29 protein-coding genes are annotated in these 18,315 nt (G+C 69.0%); 25 read left to right on the top strand and 4 right to left on the bottom strand.

Annotated elements, in window-relative coordinates:
* Position 1 precedes the first annotated feature (1 nt).
* Together J2X46_RS03855 and J2X46_RS03850 are read right to left on the bottom strand one after the other, a co-directional pair.
* Entirely contained in the window at positions 2-1,252 is a 1,251-nt protein-coding gene (locus J2X46_RS03855; protein ID WP_310247096.1) for a spermidine/putrescine ABC transporter substrate-binding protein, read from the bottom strand.
* A 60-nt stretch (positions 1,253-1,312) separates the two neighbouring features.
* A complete protein-coding gene (locus tag J2X46_RS03850; protein ID WP_310247093.1) occupies positions 1,313-2,758 on the bottom strand; it encodes a gamma-aminobutyraldehyde dehydrogenase in 1,446 nt (481 codons plus the stop codon).
* Positions 2,759-2,919: 161 nt separating this feature from the next.
* On the opposite strand from J2X46_RS03850, the gene J2X46_RS03845 reads away from it, so the two are divergent.
* From J2X46_RS03845 to J2X46_RS03835, 3 genes are all read left to right on the top strand, one after another.
* Positions 2,920-3,390 carry an Lrp/AsnC family transcriptional regulator gene (locus J2X46_RS03845; protein ID WP_397212774.1) on the top strand — a complete coding sequence of 157 codons (471 nt, stop codon included), beginning with the start codon at positions 2,920-2,922 and terminating at the stop codon, positions 3,388-3,390.
* Positions 3,387-4,766 (top strand): aspartate aminotransferase family protein, encoded by a 1,380-nt coding sequence (locus J2X46_RS03840; protein ID WP_310247088.1) that lies wholly within the window; start codon positions 3,387-3,389, stop codon positions 4,764-4,766. The genes J2X46_RS03845 and J2X46_RS03840 overlap by 4 nt, the downstream gene beginning before the upstream one ends.
* Positions 4,767-5,167: 401 nt before the next feature.
* Positions 5,168-5,899 (top strand): tRNA (guanine(46)-N(7))-methyltransferase TrmB, encoded by a 732-nt coding sequence (locus J2X46_RS03835; protein WP_310247085.1) that lies wholly within the window; start codon positions 5,168-5,170, stop codon positions 5,897-5,899.
* Here the strand turns inward: J2X46_RS03835 and J2X46_RS03830 are convergent.
* The gene (locus J2X46_RS03830) at positions 5,885-6,271 is read right to left on the bottom strand and encodes a hypothetical protein (protein ID WP_310247084.1); all 387 of its coding nucleotides are present in this window, start codon (positions 6,269-6,271) and stop codon (positions 5,885-5,887) included. The two genes, J2X46_RS03835 and J2X46_RS03830, sit on opposite strands and share 15 nt — an antisense overlap.
* 38 nt (positions 6,272-6,309) lie before the next feature.
* Positions 6,310-7,020 (bottom strand): tetratricopeptide repeat protein, encoded by a 711-nt coding sequence (locus tag J2X46_RS03825; protein WP_310247081.1) that lies wholly within the window; start codon positions 7,018-7,020, stop codon positions 6,310-6,312.
* 52 nt (positions 7,021-7,072) lie between these two features.
* On the opposite strand from J2X46_RS03825, the gene J2X46_RS03820 reads away from it, so the two are divergent.
* The 22 genes from J2X46_RS03820 to rplO all read left to right on the top strand — a co-directional run bounded on the left by J2X46_RS03820 (position 7,073) and on the right by rplO (position 18,150).
* A complete protein-coding gene (locus tag J2X46_RS03820) occupies positions 7,073-7,888 on the top strand; it encodes a hypothetical protein (protein WP_310247078.1) in 816 nt (271 codons plus the stop codon).
* Positions 7,889-8,262: 374 nt separating this feature from the next.
* On the top strand, positions 8,263-8,571 hold the full coding sequence (gene rpsJ / locus J2X46_RS03815; protein ID WP_008360994.1) for a 30S ribosomal protein S10: 309 nt from the start codon (positions 8,263-8,265) through the stop codon (positions 8,569-8,571).
* An 8-nt stretch (positions 8,572-8,579) separates the two neighbouring features.
* Entirely contained in the window at positions 8,580-9,257 is a 678-nt protein-coding gene (rplC, locus tag J2X46_RS03810; protein ID WP_310247075.1) for a 50S ribosomal protein L3, read from the top strand.
* Positions 9,258-9,259: 2 nt separating this feature from the next.
* The gene (gene rplD, locus J2X46_RS03805; RefSeq protein ID WP_310247072.1) at positions 9,260-10,204 is read left to right on the top strand and encodes a 50S ribosomal protein L4; all 945 of its coding nucleotides are present in this window, start codon (positions 9,260-9,262) and stop codon (positions 10,202-10,204) included.
* Positions 10,201-10,506, top strand: coding sequence for a 50S ribosomal protein L23 (gene rplW / locus J2X46_RS03800; protein ID WP_210650185.1), 306 nt, complete (start codon positions 10,201-10,203; stop codon positions 10,504-10,506). Before rplD ends, rplW begins: the two co-directional genes overlap by 4 nt.
* A gap of 24 nt (positions 10,507-10,530) precedes the next feature.
* The gene (gene rplB / locus J2X46_RS03795) at positions 10,531-11,367 is read left to right on the top strand and encodes a 50S ribosomal protein L2 (protein WP_310247067.1); all 837 of its coding nucleotides are present in this window, start codon (positions 10,531-10,533) and stop codon (positions 11,365-11,367) included.
* 5 nt (positions 11,368-11,372) lie between these two features.
* Positions 11,373-11,654, top strand: a complete 282-nt coding sequence (gene rpsS / locus J2X46_RS03790) for a 30S ribosomal protein S19 (protein WP_056906592.1) — start codon at positions 11,373-11,375, stop codon at positions 11,652-11,654.
* Positions 11,651-12,085: a 50S ribosomal protein L22 gene (gene rplV / locus J2X46_RS03785; RefSeq protein WP_310247066.1), complete on the top strand. Its 435-nt coding sequence runs from the start codon at positions 11,651-11,653 to the stop codon at positions 12,083-12,085. The genes rpsS and rplV overlap by 4 nt, the downstream gene beginning before the upstream one ends.
* Positions 12,085-12,891 (top strand): 30S ribosomal protein S3, encoded by an 807-nt coding sequence (gene rpsC / locus J2X46_RS03780; protein WP_310247063.1) that lies wholly within the window; start codon positions 12,085-12,087, stop codon positions 12,889-12,891. The genes rplV and rpsC overlap by 1 nt, the downstream gene beginning before the upstream one ends.
* 4 nt (positions 12,892-12,895) lie before the next feature.
* Positions 12,896-13,315, top strand: coding sequence for a 50S ribosomal protein L16 (gene rplP / locus J2X46_RS03775; RefSeq protein WP_135838849.1), 420 nt, complete (start codon positions 12,896-12,898; stop codon positions 13,313-13,315).
* The gene (gene rpmC / locus J2X46_RS03770) at positions 13,315-13,560 is read left to right on the top strand and encodes a 50S ribosomal protein L29 (RefSeq protein WP_310247061.1); all 246 of its coding nucleotides are present in this window, start codon (positions 13,315-13,317) and stop codon (positions 13,558-13,560) included. Before rplP ends, rpmC begins: the two co-directional genes overlap by 1 nt.
* Entirely contained in the window at positions 13,557-13,826 is a 270-nt protein-coding gene (gene rpsQ / locus J2X46_RS03765; protein ID WP_310247060.1) for a 30S ribosomal protein S17, read from the top strand. Before rpmC ends, rpsQ begins: the two co-directional genes overlap by 4 nt.
* A gap of 102 nt (positions 13,827-13,928) precedes the next feature.
* A complete protein-coding gene (rplN, locus tag J2X46_RS03760; protein WP_056599693.1) occupies positions 13,929-14,297 on the top strand; it encodes a 50S ribosomal protein L14 in 369 nt (122 codons plus the stop codon).
* A gap of 3 nt (positions 14,298-14,300) precedes the next feature.
* A complete protein-coding gene (gene rplX / locus J2X46_RS03755; protein WP_310247057.1) occupies positions 14,301-14,654 on the top strand; it encodes a 50S ribosomal protein L24 in 354 nt (117 codons plus the stop codon).
* Position 14,655: 1 nt separating this feature from the next.
* Positions 14,656-15,219, top strand: a complete 564-nt coding sequence (gene rplE / locus J2X46_RS03750; protein WP_310247054.1) for a 50S ribosomal protein L5 — start codon at positions 14,656-14,658, stop codon at positions 15,217-15,219.
* 1 nt (position 15,220) lies between these two features.
* Positions 15,221-15,406: a type Z 30S ribosomal protein S14 gene (locus J2X46_RS03745; protein ID WP_011757321.1), complete on the top strand. Its 186-nt coding sequence runs from the start codon at positions 15,221-15,223 to the stop codon at positions 15,404-15,406.
* A gap of 69 nt (positions 15,407-15,475) precedes the next feature.
* Positions 15,476-15,895, top strand: coding sequence for a 30S ribosomal protein S8 (gene rpsH, locus J2X46_RS03740; protein WP_310247052.1), 420 nt, complete (start codon positions 15,476-15,478; stop codon positions 15,893-15,895).
* Between the two features lie 34 nt (positions 15,896-15,929).
* Positions 15,930-16,472 carry a 50S ribosomal protein L6 gene (rplF, locus tag J2X46_RS03735; RefSeq protein WP_310247051.1) on the top strand — a complete coding sequence of 181 codons (543 nt, stop codon included), beginning with the start codon at positions 15,930-15,932 and terminating at the stop codon, positions 16,470-16,472.
* A gap of 1 nt (position 16,473) precedes the next feature.
* Entirely contained in the window at positions 16,474-16,857 is a 384-nt protein-coding gene (gene rplR, locus J2X46_RS03730) for a 50S ribosomal protein L18 (protein WP_310247049.1), read from the top strand.
* A 48-nt stretch (positions 16,858-16,905) separates the two neighbouring features.
* Entirely contained in the window at positions 16,906-17,526 is a 621-nt protein-coding gene (gene rpsE, locus J2X46_RS03725; RefSeq protein WP_310247046.1) for a 30S ribosomal protein S5, read from the top strand.
* Positions 17,526-17,708: a 50S ribosomal protein L30 gene (gene rpmD / locus J2X46_RS03720; RefSeq protein ID WP_090969275.1), complete on the top strand. Its 183-nt coding sequence runs from the start codon at positions 17,526-17,528 to the stop codon at positions 17,706-17,708. The genes rpsE and rpmD overlap by 1 nt, the downstream gene beginning before the upstream one ends.
* Position 17,709: 1 nt before the next feature.
* Positions 17,710-18,150, top strand: coding sequence for a 50S ribosomal protein L15 (gene rplO / locus J2X46_RS03715; protein WP_310247043.1), 441 nt, complete (start codon positions 17,710-17,712; stop codon positions 18,148-18,150).
* The last annotated feature ends 165 nt before the right edge of the window (positions 18,151-18,315 follow it).

Below are 18,315 nucleotides of genomic sequence, written 5' to 3'. Positions count from 1 at the left end.
GTCAGTTCCCCATCACCTTCGTGGACCAGAGGTCGGCGAACTCGATGTCCTCGTCGGCGTCGAGCGCCCGGAAGGACTGGATGTTGTTGTCCGCGATGTACTCGGCCGAGGGGAAGATGAACGGGCTCTCGGCGAGGTCCGGGTCGATCTTCTCCATTTCGGCCTTCGCGCCGTCGACGGGACACACGTAGTTGACCCACGCCGCGACCTGGGCCGCCACGGCCGGGTCGTAGTAGTAGTTCATCAACGTCTCGGCGTTGCGGCGGTGCGTGGAGGTGATCGGCACCATCATGTTGTCCGACCAGAGGGTGCCGCCCGACTCGGGGACCGTGAAGGTCCAGTTCGGGTCCCCGGTGTCGGCCGCGAGGACGAAGATGTCGCCGCTCCAGGTGATGCCGGCGACCGCGTTGCCGCTGGTGAGGTCCTCCATGTAGGAGTTGCCCTTCACCTTGCGGATGTAGCCGTCCTCGATCTTCTGCTCGATGAAGTCCAGCGCCGCCTCGAACTCGGTCTTGCCCCAGTCGCCGTCGATGTCGACGCCCTGCGACTGCATGACCAGCCCGGCGGTGTCGCGGAACTCCGAGAGCACCACGATCTTGCCCTTGAGGTCGTCGCTCCAGAGGTCGTCGAGCGACTTCAGCTCCCGCCCGACCTTCTGCTTGTTGTAGCCGATGCCGGCGAAGCCGCTCTGCCAGGTGATCGAGTGCTGGCGGCCGGGGTCGAAGGACACGTCCTTGAGCGGCTGGAGCAGGTTGTTGACCACGTTGGGCATCTGGATCAGCTCGAGCGGCTGGCACAGCTGGTCGCGGATGACACGGGCGGCCATCCAGTCGGTCAGCGTGAAGATGTCGCGGTCGATGCTCTGGTCGGCGCGCAGCTGCGGGGCGACCTTCGCGTAGTAGGAGTCGTTGTCGTCGATGTCCTCGGTGTAGCTGACCTGGATGCCGGTCTTCTTCATGAAGGCCTCGAGGGTCGGGGAGCTGGTCTCCTTCCCGTTCATGTCGAGGTACGCCGTCCAGTTGGCCCACTTCACGGTCTTGTCGCTGTCGGAGACGTCCTTCGGCAGCTTGACCGCGGCGGGGCCGCCGGTCGGGGGCGACGGCGGGGCGCACGCGCTGAGCGCGAGCCCGGCGCTCGCGGCCACTCCGGTGCCCAGGAGGCGGCGTCGGCTGAGGCCGCCCGAGGCCGCCGCGACGACGGCCGCCGCCGGTGGCGACAGCGGGCGCCGGTCACGGCGCGGGATGGGTGTCATCAGTGAAGTCCTCCGCTAGGCCCGAGTCGCTCTGGTGGTCGTGCGTGGTGCGGGTGGTGCTCAGCTCTCGATGTTCGCCATCACGTGCTTGATGCGGGTGTAGTCCTCGAAGCCGTACATCGACAGGTCCTTGCCGTAGCCCGACTTCTTGTAGCCGCCGTGGGGCATCTCCGCGACGAGCGGGATGTGGGTGTTGATCCACACGCAGCCGAAGTCGAGCGCCTTCGACATCCGCATCGCGCGGCCGAAGTCCTTGGTCCAGACCGACGACGCCAGGCCGTAGTCGACGCCGTTTGCCCAGCGGATCGCCTCGTCCTCGTCGGTGAACCGCTGCACGGTGATCACCGGGCCGAAGATCTCGTTCTGGATCGCGTCGTCGTCCTGCCGCAGGCCGGAGAGCACGGTGGGTTCGAGGAAGAAGCCGTCCCCGAGGTCCGTACGACGGTTGCCGCCGGCCGACACGGTCGCGTGCGACGGCAGGTCCTCGATGAACCCGCTGACCCGCGCGAGCTGGTTGGCGTTGTTGACCGGGCCGAAGAGCGCGTCCTCATCGTCGGGCAGGCCGACGGGAGCCGAGCTCCTCGCGTAGTCGGCGAGCGCGGCCACGAAGTCGTCGTGGATCCCCGGCGCCGCGAGCACGCGGGTCGCGGCGGTGCAGTCCTGGCCGGCGTTGAAGTAGCCAGCGATGGCGATGCCCTCGACAGCGGCCTCGATGTCGGCGTCGTCGAAGACCACGACCGGAGCCTTGCCGCCGAGCTCGAGGTGGACCCGCTTCAGGTTCGGGGCGGCGCTCGCCGCCACCTCCGCGCCGGCGCGCACCGAGCCGGTGATCGCGACCAGGCCGGGCGTCTTGTTCTCCACGACCAGCCGGCCGGTCTCCCGGTCGCCGGTGACGACGTTGAGGGTGCCGGCGGGCAGGAACTCCGAGGCCAGCTCGGCCAGGCGGAGCGTGGTCTCGGGCGTCGTGTCGCTCGGCTTCAGTACGACGGTGTTGCCGGCCGCCAGGGCCGGCCCGATCTTCCAGACCGCCATCAGCAGCGGGTAGTTCCACGGCGTCACCTGGCCCACCACGCCGATCGGCTCACGGCGGATCCAGGAGGTGTGACCGGCCATGTACTCGCCCGCGGCCTTGCCCTCCAGCACCCGAGCCGCCCCGGCGAAGAACCGGAGCTGGTCGACCATCGGCGGGATCTCCTCGCTCGCGGTGAGCGCCTTGATCTTGCCGGTGTTCTCGGACTCGAGGGCGATCAGCTCCTCGGCGTGCTCCTCGATCGAGTCGGCGAACTTGAGCAGCGCCTGCTGGCGCTCGCTGGGCGTCGTACGACCCCACTCGCCGAAGGCGCGCTGGGCCGCGTCGTAGGCCGCGTCGACGTCCTCCGCGCCGCTGACCGGTGCCTTCGCCACGACCTGCCCGGTCGCGGGGTTGACGACGTCGCTCGTCGACCCCGAGCCGGCGTCGACGTAGGCGCCACCGATGAAGTTGCGCAGCGTGCGTGGGCTGGTCACGTGGGTCCTCCCGGTCGAGTGCGGTGAAGGGAGACTAGGACGACAACCGGGCCAATCTCCATAGCTGGGACCAAAAGAAACTGCGGGAAACGCAGAATTAACCCGTCGAAAATGCGGAATCCGCGCTGAAGTAGTTGCATGGAGACGATCGGCACAGCACGATGGGCCCCATGAGCGAGGGAGCAGCTGTCCGGCTGGATGCCACAGCGAAGCGGATCATCGAGCTCCTCCAGGAGGACGGTCGGATCTCCTACGCCGCGATCGCGAAGGCGGTCGGCCTCTCCGAGGCAGCCGCGCGGGCGCGGGTCCAGAAGCTGCTCGACTCCGAGATCATGCAGGTGGTCGCGGTCACCGACCCGACCCAGGTCGGGTTCACCCGGCAGGCGATGATCGGCGTGCGCACCGAGGGCGACCCGATGAAGGTCGGCGACCTGCTCGCGCAGGTGCGCGAGGTCGACTACGTCGTCACCACGGCCGGCAGCTTCGACCTCCTCGTCGAGGTGGTGTGCGAGGACGACCCGCACCTGCTCGACGTCATCCGACAGGTCAGGGAGCTCGAGGGAGTGGTCTCCTCGGAGACCTTCGTCTACCTCAAGCTCAACAAGCAGCACTACAACTGGGGCACCCGATGAGCACCGACGCGTCCTTCGACTACCAGGCTGCCGGCCGCGACCACCTGTGGTTGCACTTCACCCGGCACTCGACCTACGAGAACGGCGGCGAGATGCCGCTCATCGTGAAGGGCGAGGGCCACAAGATCTGGGACTCCCACGGCCGCGAGTACATCGACGGACTCGCCGGCCTCTTCGTCGTCCAGGTCGGCCACGGCCGCGAGGAGCTGGCCGAGGCGGCCGCCAAGCAGGCCAAGGAGCTCGCCTTCTTCCCGCTGTGGTCCTTCGCGCACCCGCGGGCCGTCGAGCTCGCCGACCGGATCGCCGCGATGGCCCCGGGCGACCTCAACCGCGTCTTCTTCACCACCGGCGGCGGCGAGGCCGTCGAGTCGGCCTGGAAGCTCGCGAAGCAGTACTTCAAGCTCACCGGCAAGCCGAACAAGCACAAGGTCATCTCGCGCGCCGTGGCCTACCACGGCACCCCGCAGGGCGCGCTCTCCATCACCGGCATCCCGCCGCTGAAGGAGATGTTCGAGCCGCTGGTCCCGGGCGCGCACAAGGTGCCCAACACCAACTTCTACCGGCGCCCCGAGTTCGTCGGCGACGACGAGAAGGCCTTCGGCCGCTGGGCAGCCGACCGGATCGCCGAGGCCATCGAGTTCGAGGGCCCCGACACCGTCGCCGCCGTCTTCCTCGAGCCGGTGCAGAACGCCGGCGGGTGCTTCCCGCCGCCGCCGGGCTACTTCGAGCGGGTGCGCGAGATCTGTGACGAGTACGACGTCCTGCTCGTCTCCGACGAGGTCATCTGCGCCTTCGGCCGGGTCGGCGAGATGTTCGGCGCCGGCGAGTTCGGCTACCAGCCCGACATCATCACCTGCGCCAAGGGCATGACCTCGGGCTACTCGCCGATCGGCGCGATGATCGCCAGCGATCGCCTCTTCGAGCCCTTCAAGAGTGGTACGACGGCCTACGCCCACGGCTACACCTTCGGCGGCCACCCCGTGTCCTCGGCGGTCGCGATGGCCAACCTCGACATCTTCGAGCGCGAAGGCCTCACCGACCACGTCCAGCAGAACGCGCCGGCCTTCCGCGCCACCCTGGAGAAGCTGCTCGACATCCCCATCGTCGGCGACGTCCGCGGCCACGGCTACTTCTACGGCATCGAGCTGGTCAAGGACCGGGAGACCAAGGAGACCTTCGACGACGCCGAGTCCGAGCGCCTGCTCCGCGGCTACCTCTCCGGGGCTCTCTGGGAGGCCGGCCTCTACTGCCGCGCCGACGACCGCGGCGACCCGGTCATCCAGCTCGCCCCGCCCCTGATCATCGGCCAGCCCGAGTTCGACGACATCGAGCAGCGCCTCCGCTCGGTCCTGACCGGAGCCATGGACCACCTGTAACTGGCGCCGTGCCATTTGGCGCTCGCTCCGCTCGCGCGTGCTCGGCGCCCTGCAAGACGTCGTCTTCCCTCGTCGCTCCCGAGCTGTCTCGCTGCGCTCGTCGCGCTCGCTCGCTCCTCAGTCCAGACGACGTCGGGCGCCGAGCGCGTGTGCTGGGGAGGCTGGGGCGATCCGGGCCCGGCTCAGGGCCGCTGATCGGTGGTCGGTGTTTCGTCGCGGCGCGCCCGGGAGTGCAGGAGGAGCGGCAAAGCCGGAGGAGCGAAGCGGGGGAGGGTGCGGGCGCGACGACGAACGAGCGGGGTTACGAGCGCCGCGACATGCGCCGGAGCGAAGCGGAGGCGCCAGAAGGCACCGGGCTCGCGGATGTGCGTTCGACCCACCGAGCCGGGGATCATGGCACCGTGAACGACGCCGTACGCCCTGCCCGCCCGCACCTCAAGCTGACCGAGGACGGGCGGCGCATGCGCGAGGTGCTGACGTACTCCCGGCGGGGGAGCAGGTTCACCCCGCGGCAGGCCGAGTCGTGGGCGGCGCACCAGGCCGACTGGGTGATCCCCGACGAGGCCGTCGACCGGCCCGACTTCGACCTGGTCGAGCGGTTCGGGCGCGAGGCGCCGCTGATCGTCGAGATCGGGCCCGGCATCGGCGAGGCGACCGCAGTCCTGGCGGCCGCGCGACCCGACCACAACATCCTGGCGCTCGAGGTCTGGCGGCCCGGCGTCGCCGACTCGCTGTGGCGGGTGGCCGAGGCGGGCGCCGACAACGTGCGCTTCTGCTCGGTCGACGCGGTCTGGACCCTCGAGCACCTGATCGCACCGGCCAGCCTCGCCGAGATCTGGACCTTCTTCCCCGATCCGTGGCGCAAGACCAAGCACCGCAAGCGCCGCCTGGTGAACCCCGCCAACGCGGCCCTCGCCTCGTCGCGCCTGGTGCCCGGTGGCGCGTGGCGGCTGGCGACGGACTGGGCCGACTACGCCGAGCAGATGCGCGAGGTGCTCGATGCCGAGCCGACCCTCGAGGGTGGCCAGGTCGAGCGCTGGGACGAGCGCCCGGTCACCCGCTTCGAGCGCAAGGGCCGCGACGTCGGTCGCGACATCGCCGACTTCCTCTACCGCCGCTCAGCCGAGGGCTAGTCCGGCCTCGCGCAGGAGGTGCTCCAGCCGCAGCCGCTCGGCGTCGCGGTCGGTGCCCTCGGGGAGCCCGCTGAGCTCGTCGGGCACGCCGAGCGCCCGCGCGGCCTGGCCGAGCAGGTCGTCGTACGCCGCTGCGGTGCCGCGCCGCCGTGCCATCGCCTCGCCGGGCGCAGGCGTGAGCACCTGCGGGCGCAGCCTCCGCAGCGCGCGGGCGACGTCCTCGATCGCGGGTCCGACAGGCGCCTGGGGCGGCGGCGCGACCCGGTCGCGCACCCGGCGCCAGGCGCGGCCGATCTCCGCCTGGCACAGGCAGAGGGTGAGCACCGTGCCGAGCATCAGCGCGCAGAGGGCGACAGCGACCACGCCGGCCATCCCTCGACGGTAGGTCCGGCGACGAGGGGTGGCAAGGGCTATCCGAGCAGCCCCAGCTCCTCGTCGACGTAGGGGTCGTGCTCGCCGGCGGCCTCCAGCTCGGCCTTCAGCGCGCGCTGCATCGCGCGGGCCTCGTCGACCCGGCCGAGGTGGCGCAGCGACCAGGCCACCATCCACTTCGCGACCCGGGTGCGCGACAGGTCGCCGATGCGCTCGCGCGCCTCGAGGGCGTCCTCGAAGGCGACCAGGGCCGCGGCGTGGTCGCCGGCGTCGGCATGGGTCATGCCGATGTTGTTGAGGAGCGAGGCGTCCCAGTCGCGGGCCACCGGGTCGCTCGCCGACCGCGCACGGTCCAGCGCGACCTCGTGCGCCGCCAGCTGGTCGGCCGGGTCCACGACGAGGGCCACCATGTGGAGGGCGTCGACCTCGAGCTCCTCGAGCCCCGTGTCGCGGGCCTGGGCCGCTGCCTCCTCGAAGAGCGGACGGGCGGCGCCCGGGTCGCCTCCCGAGCGGACGAGCCGCCCGCGCTCCAGCGCGAGCCGCACCCGGACCTCCGGGTCGTCGGGGGAGAGGCGGTCGAGGACGGCGTGCCCGTCGTCGTACCTCTCCCGGAGGCCGAGCGCCCGCGCGACCTGCGTGAGGGCACAGCTCGCCTCCGGCTCGGCGGCGTCCGCTGCGAGCGTGCGGAAACGCTGCTCGCTCCCCTCCGGATCGTCGAAGTCCCACAGGTCGCGCAGCACGGTCGCCATCCTCGGAGCGTAGGTCCTCGACCTCCCGCGACGCCCTCCCTACCCTTCTGGCATGCGACGGGACGGGGGCCGCTGGGCAGCGGTGGCGCTGCTGACGGTGCTCGTCCTCGCCGGATGCTCGACCGGGGACGACGCCCCACCGGCACCGTCACCGGGCGCAGCCGTGGATGACCCCGCCGATGCGACGGCTGCGCTCCGCGAGCGCTGCGTCTCTGCCATCCCCGAGGACGCCGAGCTCGAGGCGTTCGGCTTCACGGGTGCGACCGGCGGTGACATCGAGGCCGCCCGGATCGGTCCGGAGTCCAACGACAGGGTCGCGGTCCTGCTCCCGCAGATCGGCGGGATGTGCGGATGGGGGCGCTGGGCGACGGCGGCGGCCGAGGATGCCGGACTGACGTCCCTCCTCGTCAACCCGTGCGGCTACGGGGAGTCGACGTGCGCCGACGCGGAGGACGCCGATCCGCTCAACGAGGTCGCTGCGGCCGTCGAGCTGGCGCGCACCGACTACGGGGCCGAGCGTGTGGTGCTGCTCGGTACGTCGATGGGCGGGTCGCTGACCGTGATCGCGGTCGCCGCAGGAGCCGACGTCGACGCCTGGGCGGACGTGTCCGGGCCCTCGACGTGGGACGGCGTCGACCTCGCCCCGCTGGCGTCCGACCTGTCACCCGAGGGGCTCGTCGTGATGGCGCGCAGTGACGGTGCCCAGCTCTTCCGGGCTGCACGGGCGCTCGCGCGCGACGCCGGCGTACCCTTCGTCGAGCGTCGGTCCGGGCACGGCTGGGAGCTGCTCGTGGACCCCGTCGACGGGTCCATGACCGGCACCGGACGGCGTCTGATGGACTTCGCGACGGGCGCCGGGGGAGTGTGAGGCGGACGACATCGCCCGGCCCACCATTCCGATTTGGCGTGGGCGTGCGGAGTCTGTCAAGATGTTCCGGTTGCTCCGGCGGGTCGCCGGGGTACGGCACACCTTGACTTCTGAATCGCGTCTCCTTGATCGAGCCAGTCGTCTGCGTGCGCCGCACCAGATCACCCGGTGATCGGAGACCCGACCAGATCCGCCAGCCGGCGGGTGCCACCCAGAGAAACACCGCTTCCCTTCGGGGTCGTGTCACGAGCAAGATCCGCGACACGCCCGACCGCGGGGGTCGGAGGGTGGAGGAGAGACAGGCGGCGCTCGCCCACCAGGGGCTGAGAGCCGAAACCAGACCAGGCGTACGAGATCGAAGAGGACAGGGACCTATGGCGGGACAGAAGATCCGCATCAGGCTCAAGGCCTATGACCACGAGGTGATCGACACCTCGGCGCGGAAGATCGTGGACACCGTCACCCGTACGGGTGCGAAGGTCGCCGGCCCTGTGCCGCTGCCGACCGAGAAGAACGTGTACTGCGTCATCCGTTCGCCCCACAAGTACAAGGACTCCCGCGAGCACTTCGAGATGCGGACGCACAAGCGTCTGATCGACATCATCGACCCGACGCCGAAGACCGTCGACTCGCTGATGCGCCTCGACCTGCCTGCCGGTGTCGACATCGAGATCAAGCTCTGAGGGCCGACATGTCGAACACTTTCGAACGCAACGTGAAGGGCCTGCTGGGCACCAAGCTCGGCATGACCCAGCTCTGGGACGAGAACAACAAGGTCGTCCCCGTGACCGTCATCGCCGCGAGCACCAACGTGGTCACCCAGGTCCGCCAGCCCGAGGTCGATGGCTACAACGCCATCCAGGTCGGGTTCGGCGAGATCGAGGCCCGCAAGGTCAACTCGCCCGAGGCCGGTCACTTCACCAAGGCCGGGGTCACCCCCCGTCGCCACGTGGCCGAGATCCGCACCGCTGACGCCGCCACCTACACCGTGGGCCAGGAGCTCGGCGTCGACACCTTCGCCGCCGGCGAGGAGATCGACGTCACCGGCACCAGCAAGGGCAAGGGCTTCGCCGGTGTCATGAAGCGTCACGGCTTCCACGGCGTCTCCGCCTCGCACGGTGCCCACCGCAACCACCGCAAGCCGGGCTCCATCGGCGCCTGCGCGACCCCCGGTCGCGTGTTCAAGGGCACCCGCATGGCCGGCCGCATGGGTAACGACACGGTCACCACCCAGAACCTGACGGTGCACGCCGTCGACGCCGAGAAGGGCCTGATCCTCGTGAAGGGCGCCGTTCCCGGCCCCAAGAACGGTCTCGTGGTTCTCCGCTCGGCCGCCAAGAGCTCCACCAACTCTGGCAAGGAGGCCTGAGCATGGCTGTCAAGACCGTCAAGGTCGACCTCCCCGCCGAGATCTTCGACGTCGAGGTCAACGTCCCGCTGATCCACCAGGTCGTGGTCGCGCAGCAGGCTGCCGCGCGTCAGGGCACGCACGCCACCAAGACCCGCGGCGAGGTCCGCGGCGGTGGCCGCAAGCCCTACAAGCAGAAGGGCACCGGTCGCGCCCGCCAGGGCTCGACCCGCGCTCCGCAGTTCGCTGGCGGTGGCACCGTCCACGGCCCGCAGCCGCGCAGCTACGACCAGCGCACCCCCAAGAAGATGAAGGCCGCGGCTCTGCGCGGTGCCCTCTCCGACCGGGCGCGCAACGACCGGATCCACGTGGTCGACTCCCTGGTGTCGGGCGACAAGCCCTCCACCAAGTCGGCCCTCGCCACGCTGACGTCGCTGACCGACCGCGTGGGCTACCTCGTGGTGCTCGAGCGCTCCGACGCGATCACCTGGCTCTCGCTGCGCAACGCGCCCGAGGTCCACATCGTCGCCGTCGACCAGCTCAACACCTACGACGTGCTCGCCGCTGACGACGTGGTCTTCACCAAGGGTGCCTACGACGTCTTCGTCGGTGGCGCCTCCGCCGCCCCGGCCGCCAAGGTCGAGAAGGCCGAGAAGCCCGCAGCCAAGGCTGCGAAGTCCGAGAAGGCCGAGCCGGCCGCCGAGTCCGACACCGAGATCAAGGCGTTCGCCGAGGTCCCGGCTGCCGACGAGGCCCCGGAGCTGCCGAAGGGTGCCAAGGCCCCGCTAAAGAGCGGCAAGGCGCCCAAGGGCTACGAGGTCAAGGGCAACGCCGACTCGGGCAAGTACCACGAGCCGGACGGCCAGTGGTACGACGCCACCGAGGCGGAGTTCTGGTTCAAGAGCGCCGAGGACGCCGAGGCTGCTGGCTTCGTGCGCGCCGGTGGTCCGAAGGAGGACGACAAGTGAGCACCCTGCACAAGGACCACCGCGACATCCTGATCGCGCCGGTCGTGTCGGAGAAGAGCTACGGCCTCCTCGACGCCAACAAGTACACCTTCATCGTCCACCCGGACGCCAACAAGACCGAGATCAAGATCGCGGTCGAGAAGGTCTTCGACGTCAAGGTCACCTCGGTCAACACGATCAACCGCCAGGGCAAGACGCGTCGCACCCGCTACGGCCTGGGCAAGCGTCCCAACACCAAGCGCGCGATCGTCAGCCTCGCCGAGGGCCACCGCATCGACATCTTCGGAGGTCCGGTCTCCTGACCGGGCTCCTGACTAGGAACTGACATGGCAATCCGCAAGTACAAGCCGACCACGCCGGGCCGTCGTGGCTCGTCGGTGGCCGACTTCGTCGAGATCACCCGGACCACGCCGGAGAAGTCGCTGACGCGCCCGCTGCCCAAGAACGGTGGCCGCAACAACCAGGGCCGCATCACCACCCGGCACAAGGGTGGCGGTCACAAGCGTGCCTACCGCGTCATCGACTTCCGTCGCTACGACAAGGACGGCGTGCCGGCCAAGGTCGCTCACATCGAGTACGACCCCAACCGCACCGCTCGCATCGCGCTGCTGCACTACTTCGACGGCGAGAAGCGCTACATCGTGGCGCCCAAGGGCCTCGAGCAGGGCACCGTCGTGGAGTCCGGCCCGAACGCCGACATCAAGCCCGGCAACAACCTGCCGCTGCGCAACATCCCGGTCGGCTCGACCATCCACTGCGTGGAGCTTCGTCCGGGCGGCGGCGCCAAGATCGCCCGCTCGGCCGGCAACTCCGCCCAGCTGGTCGCCCGTGAGGGCAGCCGCGCCACGCTGCGCATGCCCTCGGGCGAGATGCGCTTCGTCGACGTGCGCTGCCGCGCGACGATCGGCGAGGTCGGCAACGCCGAGCAGTCGAACATCAACTGGGGCAAGGCCGGCCGCATGCGGTGGAAGGGCGTCCGCCCGACCGTCCGCGGTGTCGTCATGAACCCGGTCGACCACCCGCACGGTGGTGGTGAGGGCAAGACCTCCGGTGGTCGCCACCCGGTCTCCCCCTGGGGCAAGCCCGAGGGCCGCACGCGCAAGCGCAAGGCCAGCGACTCCCAGATCATCCGTCGTCGCAAGTCCGGCAAGGGTAGGAAGTAACCGACATGCCTCGTAGCCTCAAGAAGGGTCCCTTCGTGGACGGCCACCTCCAGAAGAAGGTGGACGCCGAGAACGAGAAGGGCTCGCACAACGTCATCAAGACCTGGTCGCGCCGGTCGATGATCGTGCCCGACATGATCGGTCACACCATCGCCGTGCACGACGGTCGCAAGCACGTCCCGGTCTTCGTGACCGACTCCATGGTCGGCCACAAGCTCGGGGAGTTCGCACCCACCCGCACCTACCGCGGACACGTCAAGGAAGACCGGAAGGGACGCCGTCGATGAGCACCACCGAGCGCAGCCGCACCAGTGCGCGCCGCGAGTCGCTGCTCGGCGACCAGCCGGGCGCGTTCGCCAGCGCACGCTACGTGCGGATCACCCCGATGAAGGCCCGCCGTGTCGTCGACATGGTCCGCGGCCTCCAGGTCGACGAGGCCCTCACCCTGCTGCAGTTCGCGCCGCAGGCCGCCTCCGAGACCGTATACAAGGTGCTGGAGAGCGCCGTCGCCAACGCGGAGACCACCGAGGGCCTCAACCGGGCCGACCTCGTGCTCACCGTCGCCATGGTGGACGAGGGCCCGACGATGAAGCGTTGGCGTCCGCGTGCCCAGGGCCGCGCGACCCGCATCAACAAGCGCACCAGCCACATCACCCTCGCGGTGCAGCCGGCCGACGCGCTGACCACCAAGCAGGGCAAGAACGGAAAGGGTGCCTGATGGGCCAGAAGATCAACCCGAACGGCTTCCGCCTGGGCATCTCCACCGACCACAAGAGCCGTTGGTACGCCGACAAGCTCTACAAGTCGTACGTCGGTGAGGACGTCGCTATCCGCAAGCTGCTCTCCAAGGGCATGGAGCGGGCCGGCATCGCCAAGGTCGAGATCGAGCGCACCCGTGACCGCGTCCGTGTGGACATCCACACCGCGCGTCCCGGCATCGTCATCGGTCGCCGTGGCGCCGAGGCCGACCGCATCCGCGGCGAGCTCGAGAAGCTCACCGGCAAGCAGGTGCAGCTCAACATCCTCGAGGTGAAGCAGCCCGAGATCGACGCGCAGCTGGTCGCCCAGGGCGTCGCCGAGCAGCTCGCCGGTCGCGTGCAGTTCCGCCGCGCGATGCGCAAGGCCATGCAGACCTCGATGCGCTCGGGTGCCAAGGGCATCCGGATCCAGTGCTCGGGTCGTCTCAACGGCGCCGAGATGTCCCGCACGGAGTTCTACCGCGAGGGCCGCGTGCCCCTGCACACGCTCCGCGCCGACATCGACTACGGCTTCTACGAGGCCAAGACCACCTTCGGCCGCATCGGCGTGAAGGTCTGGATCTACAAGGGCGAGGTCGCCGGCACCCGTGCCGAGCGTCAGGCCCAGCAGGCCGCCCGCGCCGGTGCCCCCGGTCGCGGCGGTCGTCCCAACACCCGTGGCGGCGAGCGCCCGAGCCGTGGCTCGCGCGGCGACCGCGCACCTCGCACCGAGTCCTCCGAGGCTCCGGCTGCCGAGGCTGCTCCGAGCGCAGGAACGGAGGCCTGACCTCATGTTGATGCCCCGTCGCGTCAAGCACCGCAAGCAGCACCACCCCAAGCGCCGTGGCGTTGCCAAGGGTGGCACGTCGCTGGCCTTCGGTGACTTCGGCATCCAGGCGGTCGAGGGTCACTACGTGACCAACCGACAGATCGAGTCCGCTCGTATCGCCATGACCCGTCACATCAAGCGTGGCGGAAAGGTCTGGATCAACATCTACCCGGACCGCCCGCTGACCAAGAAGCCTGCCGAGACCCGCATGGGTTCCGGCAAGGGTTCCCCCGAGTGGTGGGTTGCCAACGTCAAGCCCGGCCGCGTCATGTTCGAACTCTCCGGTGTCGACGAGGTGACTGCTCGTGAGGCCATGCGCCGCGCGATGCACAAGCTTCCGATGAAGTGCCGGTTCATCTCCCGTGAGGCCGGTGAATTCTGATGGCTACCAAGCTGAACGCCCACGAGCTCGACGAGCTCAACGCCACCGACCTGGAGGCGAAGCTGCGCGAGGCCAAGGAGGAGCTTTTCAACCTCCGGTTCCAGGCGGCCACCGGCCAGCTCGAGAGCCACGGCCGACTCCGCGTGGTCAAGAAGGACATCGCCCGGATCTACACCGTGGTCCGCGAGCGCGAGCTCGGGATCCGCACCACCCCGGGCGCGAACAACGAAGAGGCGAAGGCATGAGCGAGAACACTGTCGAGCGCAACCAGCGCAAGACCCGCGAGGGTCTCGTCGTCAGCGACAAGATGGACAAGACCATCGTCGTCGCGGTCGAGGACCGCGTGAAGCACGCCCTCTACGGCAAGGTCCTGCGCAAGACGTCGCGCCTGAAGGCCCACGACGAGACCAACCAGTGCGGCATCGGCGACCGGGTCCTGATCATGGAGACCCGTCCGCTGTCGGCCACCAAGCGCTGGCGCCTCGTCGAGGTCCTCGAGAAGGCCAAGTGACCTGAGGCCCACCGGCCTCGAGCTCCACATCCACACATCAGTTCGGCCAGGCTCGCTCTCCGCTGAGAGGGCGAGAACCAGCTCGACAACCAGGAGAAACCAATGATCCAGCAGGAGTCGCGACTCAAGGTCGCCGACAACACCGGTGCGAAGGAGATCCTCTGCATCCGTGTTCTCGGTGGCTCTGGGCGTCGCTACGCCGGCATCGGTGACGTCATCGTCGCCACCGTCAAGGACGCGATCCCCGGTGGCAACGTCAAGAAGGGCGACGTCGTCAAGGCCGTGGTCGTACGCACCGTCAAGGAGCGTCGCCGCGCCGACGGTTCCTACATCCGCTTCGACGAGAACGCCGCCGTCATCCTCAAGAACGACGGCGAGCCCCGTGGCACGCGCATCTTCGGCCCCGTCGGCCGCGAGCTGCGCGAGAAGCGCTTCATGAAGATCATCTCGCTCGCCCCGGAGGTGCTCTGAGACATGGGTAAGAACATGAACATCAAGAAGGGCGACACCGTCAAGGTGATCGCAGGCAAGGACAAGGGTGCCCAGGGCAAGGTCATCTCGGTGCTCCGCGAGGAGGACCGCGTGATCGTCGAGGGCGTCAACCTCGTCAAGCGCCACACCAAGTCCGTGCAGCAGACCAACACCACCGGCGGCATCATCACCCGCGAGGCGCCCATCCACGTCTCCAACGTGATGCTGGTCGAGGGTGACGGCGTCACCCGCGTCGGCTTCCGTCGCGACGAGGTCACCAAGCGCCGTCCCGACGGCTCGACCTACAGCGCCACCCGCTCGGTCCGCGTGTCCCGCAAGACCGGCAAGGAGATCTGAGATGGCTGAGACCACCACCGAGATTCCTCGTCTGAAGGCCCGCTACCGCGAGGAGATCATCCCCGCGCTGCGCTCCGAGTTCGAGATCGCCAACATCATGCAGGTCCCCGGCCTGACCAAGATCGTGGTCAACATGGGTGTCGGCGAGGCTGCTCGTGACTCCAAGCTGATCGAGGGCGCGATCCGCGACCTCACCGCGATCACCGGCCAGAAGCCGGCCGTGACCAAGGCCCGCAAGTCCATCGCGCAGTTCAAGCTGCGTGAGGGCATGCCGATCGGCGCTCACGTCACGCTGCGCGGCGACCGCATGTGGGAGTTCCTCGACCGGCTGCTCTCGCTGGCCCTGCCCCGCATCCGCGACTTCCGCGGCCTCTCGCCGAAGCAGTTCGACGGCAACGGCAACTACACCTTCGGTCTCACCGAGCAGGTCATGTTCCACGAGATCAACCAGGACCGGATCGACCGGTCGCGCGGCATGGACATCACCGTGGTGACCACGGCGACCAACGACGACGAGGGTCGGGCGCTGCTCAAGCAGCTCGGCTTCCCGTTCAAGGAGAACTGACATGGCGAAGACTGCACTCAAGGTCAAGGCCGCTCGCAAGCCGAAGTTCGCTGTCCGCGGCTACACCCGCTGCCAGCGCTGCGGCCGCCCGAAGGCCGTCTACCGCAAGTTCGGCCTGTGCCGGATCTGCCTGCGGGAGATGGCCCACCGCGGCGAGCTCCCCGGCGTCACCAAGTCCTCCTGGTAATCACCTCACACACGTTGCAGGTCCCCCGACCGCGGGTCTGGGGAAACCACGACGAGAAAGAACCACATCATGACGATGACTGACCCGATCGCAGACATGCTCACGCGTCTGCGCAACGCCAACCAGGCGTACCACGACGTGGTGTCGATGCCTTACAGCAAGATGAAGGCCGGCCTCGCGGAGATCCTCAAGCAGGAGGGCTACATCACCTCCTACGACGTCGCGGACAACCTCTCCGCCGAGGGCGAGCCCGCCGTCGGCAAGACGCTGACCGTCACGCTCAAGTACGGCCGCAACCGGGAGCGCTCGATCGCCGGCGTCCGCCGCATCAGCAAGCCCGGCCTGCGCGTGTACGCCAAGCACACCAACCTGCCCAAGGTCCTCGGTGGCCTCGGCGTCGCGATCATCTCGACGTCGCAGGGCCTGTTGACCGACCGCCAGGCGAACCAGAAGGGCGTGGGCGGCGAAGTCCTCGCCTACGTCTGGTGACCCGGACCTACTGAGACCAGGAAGAGAGAGAAGCATGTCGCGCATTGGCAAGCTCCCCATCGCGGTCCCGTCCGGTGTCGACGTCGCGATCGACGAGTCGCTGGTGACCGTCAAGGGCCCCAAGGGCACCCTGTCGCACACCGTCGCCTCGCCGATCACGGTCGCCAAGGGCGAGGACGGCATCCTCGAGGTGCAGCGCCCGGACGACGAGCGCAACAGCCGCTCGCTGCACGGCCTGACCCGCACGCTCATCAACAACATGGTGGTGGGTGTCACCGAGGGCTACGAGAAGAAGCTCGAGATCGTGGGCGTGGGCTACCGCGTCCTGCCCAAGGGCCCGACCCAGCTGGAGTTCCAGCTCGGCTACTCGCACCCGATCATCTTCGACGCCCCCGAGGGCATCACCTTCACCACCGAGGGCCCGACCAAGCTCGGTGTCGTCGGCATCGACAAGCAGCTCGTCGGCGAGGTTGCGGCCAAGATCCGCAAGCTCCGCAAGCCCGAGCCCTACAAGGGCAAGGGCGTGCGTTACGCCGGCGAGCACATCCGCCGCAAGGTCGGAAAGGCCGGTAAGTGACATGGCGATCTCGCTGAGCAACAACAAGCACACCGCGAACCGCGTCCGTGCCCGTCTGCGCCGCCAGGCGCGCGGTCGCAAGCGGATCCACGGCACTGCCGAGCGTCCCCGCCTGGTGGTCACCAAGTCGGCCAAGCACCTCTCGGTGCAGGTCGTCGACGACCTCCAGGGCGCCACGCTGGCGTACGCCTCCACCATGGAGGCCGACGTCCGCGGCACCGACGGTGACAAGACCGCCAAGGCCAAGCTGGTCGGCGAGCTCGTCGCCCAGCGCGCCAAGGCCGCTGGCATCGAGGGCGTCGTCTTCGACCGCGCCGGCAACAAGTACCACGGCCGCATCGCGGCCCTCGCCGATGCCGCCCGTGAGGGCGGATTGTCCTTCTGATCGCGCTCGTCGCGAGAAGAGAGAGAACCTAGATATGGAGCACATCTCATGAGCGGAGCCCAGCGCGGACAGCGCAGCGGTGGCTCGGGCGACCGTCGCGGACGCGACAACGGTCGCGGTCAGGCCGAGAAGTCTGTCTACATCGAGCGGGTCGTGGCCATCAACCGTGTCGCCAAGGTCGTGAAGGGTGGTCGTCGCTTCAGCTTCACCGCCCTCGTGATCGTCGGTGACGGCGAGGGGATGGTCGGCGTCGGCTACGGCAAGGCCAAGGAGGTCCCCGCCGCGATCGCCAAGGGTGTCGAGGAGGCCAAGAAGCACTTCTTCAAGGTCCCCCGCATCCAGGGCACCATCCCGCACCCGGTCCAGGGCGAGAAGGCCGCAGGCGTCGTCCTGCTGCGTCCCGCCGCTCCCGGTACCGGTGTGATCGCCGGTGGCCCGGTGCGCGCGGTGCTCGAGTGCGCCGGCATCCACGACGTGCTGAGCAAGTCGCTCGGTTCGTCCAACCAGATCAACATCGTCCACGCGACGGTCGAGGCGCTGCGGATGCTCGAGGAGCCCGAGGCCGTGGCCGCTCGCCGCGGCATGCGCGTCGAGGACGTCACCCCGGCTGCCCTGCTCAAGGCGCGTGCCGAGGGCCAGCTCGAGGCGACGGCGGGGGTGCAGCAGTAATGGCACAGCTCAAGGTCCAGCAGAAGCGCGGCACGGTCGGCCTCAAGGCCAACCAGCGCGAGACGCTTCGTTCCCTCGGTCTCAAGCGCATCGGCGACGTCGTCGTGAAGGAAGACCGCCCGGAGATCCGGGGCATGATCAACACCGTCCGTCACCTGGTGACGTTCGAGGAGGTGGAGTGACATGACGCTCAAGCTGCACCACTTGCGTCCCGCTCCGGGTGCCAAGACCGCCAAGACCCGCGTGGGTCGCGGTGAGGGCTCCAAGGGCAAGACCGCCGGCCGCGGTACCAAGGGCACCAAGGCGCGCTACCAGGTTCCGGTTGCCTTCGAGGGTGGCCAGATGCCGATCCACATGCGCCTGCCCAAGCTGAAGGGCTTCAAGAACCCCTTCCGCGTGGAGTTCCAGGTCGTCAACCTCGACCGCCTCGGCGAGCTGTTCCCCGAGGGTGGCGCCGTGACCGTCGCCGACCTGGTGGCCAAGGGCGCCGTCCGCAAGGGCCAGCCCGTCAAGGTCCTAGGCCAGGGCGACATCTCGGTCGCCCTCCAGGTCAGTGTCGACGCGTTCTCGTCCTCCGCCAAGGAGAAGATCGAGGCTGCAGGCGGCACCGCGACCGTGGCCTGAGGCCAGAGATCGCACATTCGGTGAAGGCCCGGCCGCACAGTGGGAACTGTCGGCCGGGCCTTTGTCGTTAGCGGGGAAGCGGGCCACTCCTGCGACTTGTTAGGCTTCCCCGGGCCCTTCGCCGTACGACGGTGAGGGTCTCTCGTCCGCCCGCCCCACCAGGCC

The organism is Nocardioides sp. BE266 (assembly GCF_031457855.1).
GTDB lineage: Bacteria > Actinomycetota > Actinomycetes > Propionibacteriales > Nocardioidaceae > Nocardioides.
Note: the sequence above shows the minus strand (reverse complement) of the source record. Positions and strands in the feature narration are given on the sequence as shown.